Raw genomic sequence first — 12,267 nt, 5'->3', positions numbered from 1 at the left:
GAGAACATTCGTGACCACAGAATTCGCCAGGCAGCTCAACCCGCACCCCGCCACGGACGAGGTGCGCGAGGCGGTCCTGCAGAACCCGGGGTTCGGGAAGTTCTTCACGGACCACATGGTCTGCATCGACTGGCAGGGGGACGTCCAGCAGGGCACCGGCCGGTGGGACAACGCGCGGCTGCAACCCTACGGCCCGATCAGCCTGGACCCCTCCACGTCCGTGCTGCACTACGGGCAGGAAATCTTCGAGGGTCTCAAGGCCTACCGGCACGGGGACGGGTCCGTGTGGAGCTTCCGTCCGGAGGCGAACGCCGCCCGCCTGAACCGTTCCGCCCAGCGCCTGGCGCTGCCCACGCTGCCCGAGGAGACCTTCGTGGACGCTGTGCGGGAGCTCGTTACCCAGGACCAGGCGTGGGTTCCCTCCGGTGACGGCGAGTCCCTGTACCTGCGGCCGTTCATGATCGCCACCGAGCCCTTCCTGGGGGTGCGCCCCTCCAAGGAGGCGCTGTTCTCCGTGATCGCCTCCCCGGCGGGCAACTACTTCGGCACCGTGGAGCCCGTGGACATCTGGCTCTCCGGGACGTACGCCCGGGCCGGCAAGGGTGGAACGGGCGCCGCCAAGTGCGGTGGCAACTACGCGGCGTCACTGATCGCCCAGATGGAGGGTGACGCTCACGGCTGCAGCCAGGTGCTGTTCCTAGACGAGGAGCGCGGGGGTGCCGTGGAGGAGCTCGGCGGCATGAACGTGTTCTTCGTCTTCGACGACGGCCGCGTGGTCACCCCGGAGCTCACGGGGACCATCCTGGAGGGCATCACCCGGGACTCCGTCATCCAGATCGCGAAGGACCGCGGTCTGCAGGTGGAGGAGCGCGCCTTCACGCTGGACGAGTGGCGCGAGGGCAAGCGCTCCGGGCACCTCACCGAGGTGTTCGCGTGCGGCACCGCGGCCGTGATCGCGCCGGTGCGCCGGCTCGTGAGCCACGACGAGGTCATTGGCTCGGAGGACGAGAAGCCCGGTGAGGTGACCATGGCCATCCGCCAGCAGCTGCTGGATGTGCAGACCGGCAAGGCGGAGGACACCCACGGCTGGCTGACCCGCCTGGTCTGAGCCGGACGGTCTTCCCAGACCCGCGGGCCCCACCAGGCCCGCGGGTCGGCAGCCGCCCCCTGTCCGTGGTGAACGGACCGGGGGCGGCTGTGTAGCCTGTGGGCATGCGCATCGCACGGTTCACACACGACAACGAGATCCACTACGGCACCGTCCACGGGGAGCCGGGCCAGGAAACCCTGCGCTACCTCACCGGGGACCCGCTCTACGTGGGGGTCCAGGAGCTGGACCGCACCGTGGCGGTCTCCGAGGCGCGGCTGCTCTCGCCCGTGATCCCGCGCTCCAAGATCGTGTGCGTGGGTCGCAACTACGCGGACCACGCCGCCGAGATGGGCAACGACGTCCCCAGTCGGCCCCTGCTGTTCTTCAAGCCCAACACGGCGGTCTCTGGCCCGGGTGACCCGGTCACCCTGCCGGTCTGGACGGAGGAGGTCTCCTACGAGGCCGAGCTCGCCGTGGTCATTGGGCGCATGTGCAAGGACGTCCCGGTGGAGCGCGTGCCGGAGGTCGTGTTCGGCTACACCGCCGCGAACGACCTCACCGCCCGCGACGCCCAGCGCACGGACGGGCAGTGGGCCCGGGCCAAGGGCTTCGACGGTGCGTGCCCCCTGGGCCCGTGGATCGAGACCGAGCTCGACACCGCCGCACTGTCCGTGCGCTCGTCCGTGAACGGCGAGCTCAAGCAGGACGGCAGCACCGAGGACATGGTCTTCGACGTCCCCACCCTGGTCTCCTACGTCTCCGAGGCGTTCACGCTGCTGCCCGGTGACGTGATCCTCACTGGAACGCCCGCGGGCGTGGGCACGGTGGACGAGGGCGATCAGCTCTCGGTGCAGATCGAGGGAATTGGGGAGCTCACCACGGTGCTGCGCCGCTAGCACCCGGGATCGACATTCAGCTGTGGACGACGCCGCCGCGGCACCGCGGCGTCTTCGGTGGCGTCCGTGAGGCGGCGCCACCCGGCGTCGTAGAATGGCGCCATCATGACTGACGACGCCTCCACCCTGCACCCCACCGTTCCCGCCGACGCACCCGTGCGCGTACGCTTCTGCCCGTCGCCCACGGGCACCCCGCACGTGGGCCTGATCCGCACCGCTCTGTTCAACTGGGCCTGGGCACGCCACACGGGCGGCACCCTGGTGTTCCGCATCGAGGACACGGACGCCGCCCGTGACTCCGAGGAGAGCTTCCAGCAGATCCTCGACGCCCTGGACTGGCTGGGGATCACCTGGGACGAGGGCGTGAACGTGGGAGGCCCGCACGAGCCCTACCGGCAGTCCCAGCGCGGTGAGATCTACCAGGACGTTCTGGCCAAGCTGGTGGAAAGCGGGTACGTCTACGAGGACTTCTCCACCCCCGACGAGGTCGAGCAGCGCCACCGCGCCAAGGGCGAGGACCCCAAGCTCGGCTACGACAACTACGACCGCGACCTCACGGACGAGCAGAAGGCCGCCTTCCGGGCGGAGGGACGCCAGCCGGTGCTGCGGCTGCGCATGCCGGACGAGGACATCTCCTTCACGGACCTGGTGCGCGGCGAGATCACGTTCAAGGCCGGCTCCGTCCCGGACTTCGTGGTGGCCCGCGCCAACGGCACGCCGCTGTACACCCTGGTGAACCCCGTGGACGACGCCCTCATGGGCATCACCCAGGTGCTGCGCGGGGAGGACCTGCTGTCCTCCACCCCTCGCCAGATCGCGCTGTACCGCGCGCTCGTGGCCATCGGCGTGGCCGAGTTCATCCCGGAGTTCGGCCACCTGCCCTACGTGATGGGCGAGGGCAACAAGAAGCTGTCCAAGCGCGACCCGGAGTCCAACCTGTTCCACCACCGGGACAACGGCTTCATCCCCGAGGGCCTGCTGAACTACCTGGCCCTGCTGGGCTGGTCCCTGTCCGCGGACGAGGACATCTTCACGGTCGAGCAGCTCGTGGCGAACTTCGACATCCACGACGTCCTGGCCAACCCGGCCCGCTTCGACGTGAAGAAGGCCACCGCGATCAACGGCACCCACGTGCGCATGCTGGACCCGCAGGACTTCCGCGACCGCCTCGTTCCGTACCTGCAGGCCGCCGGACTGGTGGGGGAGACCCTGACTCCCCGCGAGAACGAGATCCTGGACCAGGCCGCGCCGCTCGTGCAGGAGCGCATGAACCTGCTCGGCGAGACCGAAGGTCTGCTGGGCTTCCTGTTCCGCTCGGACGGCGAGATCGTGGTGGCCGAGGATGCCGCCAAGCAGCTCAAGGAGAGCGCACCGCAGGTCCTCGACGCCGCACTGGCGGCGCTGGAGCCGCTGGAGGACTTCACCGCCGCGGCCATCGAGACCGCACTGCGCGAGGCCATCGTGGACGGGCTGGGCATCAAACCGCGGCTCGCGTTCGGCCCCGTGCGCACCGCCGTGTCCGGCCAGCGGATCTCCCCGCCGCTCTTCGAGTCCCTGGAGATCCTGGGCAGGCAGTCCACGCTCGCGCGCCTGACTGCGCTGCGCGCCCGTCTCGCCCAGGACTGAACGGGCCCGTTGCAGGGCCGCCGGCGCGCGACGCCGTCCGGTCCCCACGCGCTCGACGCCGGACACCGGACCGGGCGGGGACGCACCCTCGGCAGAGGGAGCGGTTCCGCCCGGACCGGTTTGGCAGGGGAGCGCCGAGTGGGTATAGTTATTGCTCGTTGCGCGGCACTGAGCAGCTGAGCCGGGTGACAACCATTGGGATATGGTGTAATTGGCAACACAGCGGTTTCTGGTACCGTCGTTCTAGGTTCGAGTCCTGGTATCCCAGCGCTGATCGCACCCCTCACCTTCTGTGTGGGAACGAGTATGCACGGCAGGTCCTCCGGCCACTCCGGTGGAATTGGACCACGACAGCGTTGATGCTACTGTTTGGTGCGTCAACGAAGGAATGAGCGGAGCACGCGTTCCAGATCATTCTGAAAGTACACGGCCCCATCGTATAGCGGCCTAGTACGCCGCCCTCTCACGGCGGTAACGCGGGTTCGAATCCCGCTGGGGTCACGCAGTGAAAGCCCCGGTTTCCTTGGGAAGCCGGGGCTTTCTGCATGCCAGGTCCGGATGGCTCCCTGTGCCGCGCCCGCGCTGCCGGCCGGCCGTGGGGAGTGAGTGGGGGACCGTGACGACTGGCACAATGACCGTGTGAACACTGAGACCACGCCCGCCGTGCCACTCATCGAGGCACTGGAGGAAGCACGCGACCTGCTCCGCGCCACCACTCTGCCGCTGGCCACCGCGAGCGCCCCGCAGCAGCGCGAGAACGCGGCCCGCGCCGTGGCCCAGCTGGACGACTACGTCCTGCCCCGGGTCCGTTCCCTGGACGCACCGCTGCTCGCGGTGGTGGGCGGCTCCACGGGTGCGGGCAAGTCCACGCTTGTCAACGCCCTGGTGGGCCACCCCGTGACGCGCTCGGGCGCCATCCGCCCGACCACGCGGCGGCCCCTGCTGATCCACCACCCGCGGGACGCCGGGGCGTTCACCACCCAGCGGGTGCTGCCGCACCTGGCGCGGGTGCGCGGAACGATGACCGACTCCTCGGAGGCACCGGGGGCGGCCTTCGGCGGCTCCGGCCCCGTGGAGGACACCGGCTCGCTCGTGCTGCTCGGGGACGAGAGCATCCCCGAGGGTCTGGCCATCCTGGACGCACCGGACGTGGACTCGATCTCCGACGAGAACCGGGCGCTCGCGGCCCAGCTGCTCTCCGCCGCGGACCTCTGGCTGTTCGTGACCACGGCCAACCGCTACGCGGACGCCGTCCCCTGGCAGCTGCTGCGCAACGCCGCCGGCCGGGACATCACGGTGGCCGTGGTCCTGGACCGGGTGCAGGCGGCGTCGGCGGCGGAGATCGAGGAGGACCTGCGGCGGATGCTGGATGCCGAGGGGCTGAACGGGGCCCCGATCTTCGTGGTGGAGGAGTCCCCGCTCAACGAGACGGGAATGCTGCCGCCCGCCGCGGTCGCGCCACTGCGGGACTGGCTCGAGGCGCTCGGTGCGGACGCCCACGCGCGCTCGGACATCGCCGCGCGGACGCTCGGCGGCGCCGTGCGCGAACTCGCCGAGACCACGGAGCGCACCGCGGAGGCCGCCGCGGCCCAGGAGCACACCGAGGAGCACCTGCGCCGCGAGGTGACCACCGCCTTCGACGAGGCGCTGCGGGCGGTCGTGGACTCCACGCGCGACGGCACCCTGCTGCGCGGGGAGGTGCTCGCGCGCTGGCAGGACTTCGTGGGCACCGGAGAGTTCTTCCGCGGCCTGGAGGCAGGAATCGGACGGGTGCGGGACCGGATGTCCGCGTTCTTCACGGGCCGCCCGGCGCCCGAGGTGCGCGTGGAGGAGGCCATCGAGACGGGCCTGCAGGCGGTGGTCGTGGAGAACACGGCACGCGCCGCCGAGCTCTCGGAGCGGCGCTGGCGGGACGAGCCAGCCGGGCAGGTGCTGCTCGCGGGGCGCGACCTGGCGGCGCTGCCGCCCGAGTTCCCGCAGGAGGTCGCCCAGAGCATCCGGGACTGGCAGTCGGACGTGATGCTCATGATCCAGCAGGAGGGCGCGGGCAAACGCACCCGGGCGCGGGCCATGTCCATGGGTGTGAACGCCCTGGCCGTGATCCTCATGATCGCGGTGTTCTCCACCACGGGCGGTCTCACCGGCCTGGAGGTGGGGATCGCCGGCGGCTCCGGGGTGGTGGGCACCAAGCTGCTCGAGGCGGTGTTCGGTGAGGACGCCGTGCGCCGGATGAGCGAGCAGGCGCGCCGCAACCTGGAGACCAGGATCAGGGCCCTGCTGGACCACCGCGCGCGCACGTTCCTGGACCGGCTCGACGAGCTGGGAGAGCATCCCACGGCGGAGGCGCTGCACGCCGCCGCCGCCCGCCTGCGCACGGAGGGAGAGGCCCTGTGAGCCCCCGCACCCGCACCGCACCCACGCTCTCCGAACGGATCACGGGCCTCGCCACGGCCACGGACATCGCGGAGGGCCGGCTCGACGCCGCCGTGGTCCAGCAGGCCCGGCAGACCCTCGACCGTGCGGGCCAGCGGCGGGCGCTGTCCGCTGACCACACGGTCGTGGGGTTCTTCGGCGCGACGGGATCCGGCAAGTCCAGCCTGTTCAATGCGGTGGTGGGCCAGGAGCTCGCCCGGACGGCCGCCCGCCGGCCCACCACGTCAGCGCCGCTGGCTGCGGTGTGGGGGGACGAGGGCAGCCAGCCCCTGCTCGACTGGCTCGACGTGGCGGAGCGCCACGTGGTCGGCCCGGCGCTGAGCGTGACCTCGGGGCACGGTCGCGGGGCGGCCACCACCACGGGTGGTCTCGTGCTGCTCGACCTCCCCGACTTCGACTCCGTGACCCGCGAGCACCGGGAGATCGTCCAGCGCATGGTGGGTCTCGTGGACGTGGTGGTGTGGGTCGTGGACCCGCAGAAGTACGCGGACGCGGTGCTCCACCAGGACTTCGTCCAGCCGCTCTCCCGCCACGGCGCGGTCACCATGGTGGTCCTCAACCAGGCGGACAGGCTTGCGGAACGGGACGTCCCCACGGTGCTCGGCTCGCTGCGGGAGCTGCTGGCCCAGGACGGGCTGCCCGCCACCGGGTCCAGCGCCCCGGTCGCCGTCTCGGCGCGCACGGGGGAGGGCGTGGACGCACTGCGCGCCCGCATCCACGAGGTGGCCGCCGGGCGGGCGGCCGCGGGTGCGCGTCTGGAAGCGGACGTGGTACACGCCGCGCAGAACCTCGCCCGCGCCGCGGGGGAGGGTGATCCCCACGGGATCGACAAGGATGCGAGCGAGCGGCTCACCGCCGGGCTCGCCCGCGCGGCGGGGATCGACATGGTGGCCGACGCCGCCGCACGCTCGTACCGGCTGCGGGCCGGGCGCCACACGGGCTGGATCGCCACCCGGTGGCTCTCCCGGTTCCGCAAGGACCCCCTCAAGCGGCTGCACATCGAGACCCACGACCGGCACTCGGACCCCGGGGTGCACCGCACCTCCCTGCCGCCCATGAACGCGGCCCAGAAGGCCTCGGCGGACTCCGCGGTGCGTGGTTTCGCGGACCAGGTCTCCCACGGTGCGGGGGAGCCGTGGCGTCGCAGCGTCCGCGGTGCCGCCCGGCGTCACGAGGAGCGGCTGCCCGACGCCCTGGACCAGGCCGTGGCGCGCACGAAGTTCTCCGCACGCACGTCCTCGTGGTGGTGGATCGTGTTCGACGTCCTGCAGTGGCTGGCGATGGCCGTGACCGTCCTGGGCCTGCTGTGGCTGCTCGGGCTGTTCCTCGCGGACTACTTCCAGCTGCAGCTGCCCCCGCCGCCCACGGTGGAGGGCTTCCCCCTGCCGGTGCCCACGCTCATGGTCGTGGCCGGGGTGGTGCTCGCCCTGTTCCTGGCCCTCACCGGCGCGGTGCTCGCCTCACTCGCCTCCCGCGCACGGGCCTCTCGCGTACGACGCCGCCTGCTGCGGTCCGTGCGCGAGGCCGCAGCAGAGGCGGTGGAGGCCTCGGTGCGCGCCGAGCTCGACGCCCACCAGGAGTTCCGCGAGGCACTCACCCGAGCGGCCACGGCGGTCTGAGACACCGAGCTTCCCCGTGCCGCCCGGCGTTCACGCCGCGCTGACGCGCACGGCCTCCGTGAGCTGGCGGGCGGCCTGGACCACCACGTCCGCGTGCTTCTGACCGGGCTGCTTGGACAGCCGCTCGATGGGACCGGAGATCGAGACAGCGGCGATCACCCGGCCCGAGGGCCCGCGGACGGGGGCGGAGACGGACGCGATGCCCGCCTCGCGCTCGCCGATCGACTGGGCCCAGCCGCGGCGTCGTACCCCGGCGAGCGTGGTGGCGGAGAAGCGGGCGTGCTGCAGACCCTCGATCAGGCGCGCGTGGTCCTCCCACGCCACGAGGACCTGGGCCGCGGAACCGGCCTTCATGGACAGCTGCGTGCCCACGGGGATCGTGTCCCGCAGACCGATGGGCCGCTCGGCCGAGGCCACGCACACGCGCCACTCGCCCTGGCGGCGGAACACCTGGGAGGACTCGCCGGTGCTGTCCCGCAGCTGCAGCAGCACGGGTGCCGCGGCGGAGATGAGCCGGTCCTCGCCCGCGGCGGAGGCGAGCTCCACCAGACGGGAACCCAGGACGAAGCGCCCCTGGACGTCCCGGCCCACGAAGCGGTGGTGGGCCAGGGCGACCGCGAGACGGTGCGCAGTGGGGCGCGCGAGTCCCGTGGCCTCCACCAGGTCCGCCAGGGATGCCGGCCCGGCCTCGAGGGCGTCCAGGATGAGGGAGGCCTTATCGATCACGCCCACCCCCGAGGAGGAGTGCGTGGGCTCGTCGTTCAACCGGGACCCGGTGCCCAGACCACCCAGGGGAGAACCCAGGGGGGCGCCGGTGGGGTCCATCGCGTGCGTGGTGTCCATGCTCCGATAGTGACGTCTCACAATGCGAGAAGCAAGTCCACGGGCTGGAACTGGCCGCGGGCAGCCGGGACGATGGGTCCAGCGGCCGCACCCGTCGGCCGCCCGACGCCCGGGCCCCGCGGACGCCCGGGACCCGAGAGGCAAGGAGAGCAGAGATGAGCACCACGGACACCGCCGCACCGCGCACGCTCGCGGAGAAGGTGTGGGACGACCACCTGGTCCGCCGGGGCGAGGCGGGCCGCCCGGACCTGCTCTACATCGACCTCCACCTGCTCCACGAGGTGACGAGCCCCCAGGCCTTCGAGGGCCTGCGGCTCGCCGGCCGGGGCCTGCGACGCCCGGACCTGACGATCGCCACGGAGGACCACAACACCCCCACCGAGGACATCTTCTCCACCATCGCGGACGAGACCTCCCGCAAACAGATCGAGACGCTGCGCGGCAACTGCGAGGAGTTCGGCGTCCGGCTGCACTCCCTGGGGGACGCCGAGCAGGGAATCGTGCACGTGGTGGGCCCGCAGCTGGGCCTGACCCAGCCCGGGATGACCGTGGTGTGCGGTGACTCCCACACCTCCACGCACGGGGCGTTCGGGGCGCTCGCGTTCGGGATCGGCACCTCGGAGGTGGAGCACGTGATGGCCACCCAGACGCTGCCGCTGGCACCGTTCAAGACCATGGCCGTCACGGTGGAGGGAACGCTCAAGCCGGGGGTGAGCTCCAAGGACATCATCCTGGCGGTGATCGCCAAGATCGGCACCGGCGGCGGTCAGGGGTACGTGCTGGAGTACCGCGGCTCCGCCATCCGGGCGCTGTCCATGGAGGCCCGCATGACCATCTGCAACATGTCGATCGAGGCCGGTGCCCGTGCGGGCATGATCGCCCCGGACGAGGTCACCATGGACTACGTCCAGGGACGCCCCCACGCGCCGCAGGGCGAGGACTGGGACGCCGCCGTGCAGTACTGGCGCACCCTGCACACGGACGAGGGTGCGGAGTTCGACCGGGAGGTCTTCATCGACGCGGACCAGCTGGAGCCGTTCGTCACGTGGGGCACCAACCCCGGCCAGGGTGTGCCGCTGTCGCAGCCCGTGCCGGACCCGGAGGACGCGGGCGACGACAACGCCAAGGACGCCGCCCGCCGCGCCCTGGACTACATGGGCCTCGAGGCCGGCACACCTATGAAGGAGATCCCGGTGGACACGGTGTTCCTGGGCTCGTGCACCAACTCGCGGATCGAGGACCTGCGTGCGGCCGCGGACATCCTGAAGGGGCGCCGCAAGGCGGAGAACGTGCGGATGATGGTGGTCCCGGGCTCCGCGAAGGTCCGGCTGCAGGCAGAGGCGGAGGGCCTGGACCGGGTCTTCCGGGACTTCGGCGCGGACTGGCGTTTCGCCGGGTGCTCCATGTGCCTGGGCATGAACCCGGACCAGCTGGCCCCGGGGGAGCGCTGCGCCTCCACCTCCAACCGCAACTTCGAGGGACGCCAGGGCAAGGGTGGGCGCACCCACCTGGTCTCCCCGGTGGTCGCGGCGGCGACCGCCGTGCGCGGGACGCTCAGCGCACCGTCGGACCTGGAGCCCGTGCGTGAGGAGACCGCGGTGCCTTCCGGGCTCCAGCCCGCCGTCTGACCACCACAGCCGCCCGCAGCACCAGCAGAGAGGGACACAGCCATGGAGAAGTTCTCCACCCACCGCGGCGTGGCCGCCCCGTTGAAGCAGTCCAACGTGGACACGGACCAGATCATCCCCGCCGTCTACCTCAAGCGCATCACCAAGACGGGTTTCGACGACGCCCTGTTCGCCGGGTGGCGCAAGAATCCCGACTTCGTGCTCAACCGTCCGGAGTACGCCAACGCCTCGGTCCTGGTGGCCGGTTCCGACTTCGGCACCGGATCCTCCCGCGAGCACGCGGTGTGGGCGCTGCGCGACTACGGCTTCAAGACCGTGATCTCATCGCGCTTCGCGGACATCTTCCGTGGGAACTCGGGCAAGCAGGGCCTGCTGGCCGCGCAGGTGGACCAGTCGGACGTCGAGCTGCTGTGGAAGCTCATGGAGGAGCAGCCCGGCATCGAGGTCGAGGTGGACCTCGAGGCCCGCACCGTGACCTGCGGAGCCGTGACCGTGCCGTTCCAGATCGACGACTACACTCGCTGGCGGCTCATGGAGGGCCTGGACGACATCGGTCTCACCCTGCAGCGGGAGACGGACATCGAGGCCTACGAGCGGGACAGGCCGAAGTACAAGCCCACCACGCTCCCCGCCAGAGTCTGACAGCCGGCTGGACCGGGAGCCGGTCCGGGCCGGTAGAATGTCGAGGTCCCGTGCGTGTTCCGCGCGCGGGAGATCACTTCCCCCAGATCGGTAGGTCATGACTTCTTTGCGCATCACCGGCGGAGTTCCGCTGACGGGTCAGGTGACGGTACGCGGCGCCAAGAACCTGGTCCCCAAGGCCATGGTGGCCGCGCTGCTCGGCGCCTCGGCCTCCACCCTGGGCAACGTTCCGGAGATCAAAGACGTCGAGGTGGTCACCGACCTGCTGTCGCTGCACGGAGTGGAGGTCACCCGCGACGACGCCCTGGGGCGCCTCACGCTGGACCCCACCAACGTGACGCGGGCGCGCCACGCGGACATCGACGCCCACGCGGGGGATTCCCGCATCCCCATCCTGCTGTGCGGTCCGCTGCTGCACGCACTGGGTGAGGCGTTCATCCCGGATCTCGGTGGCTGCCGGATCGGGGACCGCCCGATCAACTACCACCTGGAGGTGCTGCGCAACTTCGGTGCCAAGGTGGAGAAGCTGGACTCCGGCATCCGGATGAGCGCCCCGCACGGGCTGCACGGTGCCAAGATCGACCTGCCCTACCCCTCCGTGGGCGCCACCGAGCAGGTGCTGCTCACCGCCACGCGCGCCGAGGGCCACACCGAGCTGCGCGGCGCGGCCACCGAGCCCGAGATCATGGACCTGATCGCGATCCTGCAGAAGATGGGCGCGCTCATCACCGTGCAGACGGACCGCGTGATCCGCATCGAGGGTGTTCCCGAGCTCCAGGGCTACGTGCACAGCGCCCTGCCGGACCGCATGGAGGCGGCGTCGTGGGGTTCCGCGGCCCTGGCCACGGGCGGGGACATCTTCGTGGCCGGCGCCAAGCAGGCGGACATGATGACCTTCCTCAACACCTTCCGCAAGGTGGGCGGCGGGCTGGACATCCGTGAGGACGGCATCCGCTTCTTCCACCCGGGCGGGGACCTGAACCCCCTGATCGTAGAGACGGACGTCCACCCCGGGTTCATGACCGACTGGCAGCAGCCGCTCGTGGTGGTGCTGACCCAGGCTAAGGGCGTGTCCATCGTGCACGAGACCGTGTACGAGAACCGCTTCGGCTTCACCCGCGCCCTGAACCGCATGGGAGCGACCATCCAGGTGCACCGCGAGTGCCTGGGCTCCGTGCCGTGCCGCTTCGGGCAGCGCAACTTCCTGCACTCCGCAGTGATCTCGGGACCCACGCCCCTGCAGGCGGCGGACATCAACATCCCGGACCTGCGCGGCGGCTTCTCGCACCTGATCGCGGCGCTCTCCGCCGAGGGCGTGTCCACGGTGACCGGGGTGGAGCTCATCAAGCGGGGCTACGAGCACTTCACCGACAAGCTGGGCGGACTGGGCGCCAACTTCGACGTCACCGAGCAGTGACGCCCGGTGTCCTGAGCGTCCGGCACTGCGGCCGCCGCGCCCCGGTCCTCCCGGGTGCACCGCACACCGCGCG

The 12,267-nt window shown here is 71.2% G+C and carries 9 protein-coding genes and 2 tRNA genes; 10 read left to right on the top strand and 1 reads right to left on the bottom strand.

Features of this window, described 5'->3' with window-relative positions; translation table 11 throughout:
* Positions 1–10 precede the first annotated feature (10 nt).
* The 7 genes from P8S73_RS02465 to P8S73_RS02435 all read left to right on the top strand — a co-directional run bounded on the left by P8S73_RS02465 (position 11) and on the right by P8S73_RS02435 (position 7,664).
* On the top strand, positions 11–1,108 hold the full coding sequence (locus tag P8S73_RS02465) for a branched-chain amino acid aminotransferase (protein WP_039101916.1): 1,098 nt from the start codon (positions 11–13) through the stop codon (positions 1,106–1,108).
* Between the two features lie 104 nt (positions 1,109–1,212).
* Positions 1,213–1,986 (top strand): fumarylacetoacetate hydrolase family protein, encoded by a 774-nt coding sequence (locus P8S73_RS02460; RefSeq protein ID WP_290147580.1) that lies wholly within the window; start codon positions 1,213–1,215, stop codon positions 1,984–1,986.
* Between the two features lie 105 nt (positions 1,987–2,091).
* A complete protein-coding gene (gene gltX, locus P8S73_RS02455) occupies positions 2,092–3,612 on the top strand; it encodes a glutamate--tRNA ligase (RefSeq protein WP_121566099.1) in 1,521 nt (506 codons plus the stop codon).
* A gap of 196 nt (positions 3,613–3,808) precedes the next feature.
* Positions 3,809–3,880: transfer RNA gene (locus tag P8S73_RS02450), tRNA-Gln, on the top strand.
* 160 nt (positions 3,881–4,040) lie between these two features.
* Positions 4,041–4,113 (top strand) — tRNA-Glu (locus P8S73_RS02445).
* 138 nt (positions 4,114–4,251) lie between these two features.
* Entirely contained in the window at positions 4,252–6,006 is a 1,755-nt protein-coding gene (locus P8S73_RS02440; RefSeq protein WP_396350478.1) for a dynamin family protein, read from the top strand.
* On the top strand, positions 6,003–7,664 hold the full coding sequence (locus tag P8S73_RS02435; RefSeq protein ID WP_327062835.1) for a GTPase: 1,662 nt from the start codon (positions 6,003–6,005) through the stop codon (positions 7,662–7,664). The genes P8S73_RS02440 and P8S73_RS02435 overlap by 4 nt, the downstream gene beginning before the upstream one ends.
* A 30-nt stretch (positions 7,665–7,694) precedes the next feature.
* On the opposite strand, the gene P8S73_RS02430 is transcribed toward P8S73_RS02435, so the two are convergent.
* On the bottom strand, positions 7,695–8,507 hold the full coding sequence (locus P8S73_RS02430) for an IclR family transcriptional regulator (RefSeq protein WP_019308942.1): 813 nt from the start codon (positions 8,505–8,507) through the stop codon (positions 7,695–7,697).
* Between the two features lie 155 nt (positions 8,508–8,662).
* Here P8S73_RS02430 and leuC point away from each other — a divergent pair, with 155 nt between their 5' ends.
* The 3 genes from leuC (at position 8,663) to murA (ending at position 12,194) form a co-directional block, all read left to right on the top strand.
* Positions 8,663–10,135 (top strand): 3-isopropylmalate dehydratase large subunit, encoded by a 1,473-nt coding sequence (gene leuC / locus P8S73_RS02425; RefSeq protein ID WP_019308943.1) that lies wholly within the window; start codon positions 8,663–8,665, stop codon positions 10,133–10,135.
* 42 nt (positions 10,136–10,177) lie between these two features.
* Complete coding sequence (gene leuD / locus P8S73_RS02420; protein WP_019308944.1) at positions 10,178–10,777, top strand: 3-isopropylmalate dehydratase small subunit; 600 nt, start codon at positions 10,178–10,180, stop codon at positions 10,775–10,777.
* Between the two features lie 97 nt (positions 10,778–10,874).
* A complete protein-coding gene (gene murA / locus P8S73_RS02415) occupies positions 10,875–12,194 on the top strand; it encodes a UDP-N-acetylglucosamine 1-carboxyvinyltransferase (RefSeq protein WP_019308945.1) in 1,320 nt (439 codons plus the stop codon).
* The last annotated feature ends 73 nt before the right edge of the window (positions 12,195–12,267 follow it).

Origin of the sequence: Kocuria sp. ChxB (assembly GCF_044359605.1) — a bacterium.
Classification (GTDB): Bacteria; Actinomycetota; Actinomycetes; order Actinomycetales; family Micrococcaceae; genus Kocuria; species Kocuria rhizophila.
This window is presented reverse-complemented; position numbering and strand designations above follow the sequence as displayed.

Coding starts and splice junctions, on each gene's coding strand:
- P8S73_RS02460 (WP_290147580.1), top strand. CDS start 1,213: ATGCGCATCGCACGGTTCACACACGACAACGAGATCCACTACGGCACC.
- gltX (WP_121566099.1), top strand. CDS start 2,092: ATGACTGACGACGCCTCCACCCTGCACCCCACCGTTCCCGCCGACGCA.
- P8S73_RS02430 (WP_019308942.1), bottom strand. CDS start 8,507: ATGGACACCACGCACGCGATGGACCCCACCGGCGCCCCCCTGGGTTCT.
- leuC (WP_019308943.1), top strand. CDS start 8,663: ATGAGCACCACGGACACCGCCGCACCGCGCACGCTCGCGGAGAAGGTG.
- leuD (WP_019308944.1), top strand. CDS start 10,178: ATGGAGAAGTTCTCCACCCACCGCGGCGTGGCCGCCCCGTTGAAGCAG.
- murA (WP_019308945.1), top strand. CDS start 10,875: ATGACTTCTTTGCGCATCACCGGCGGAGTTCCGCTGACGGGTCAGGTG.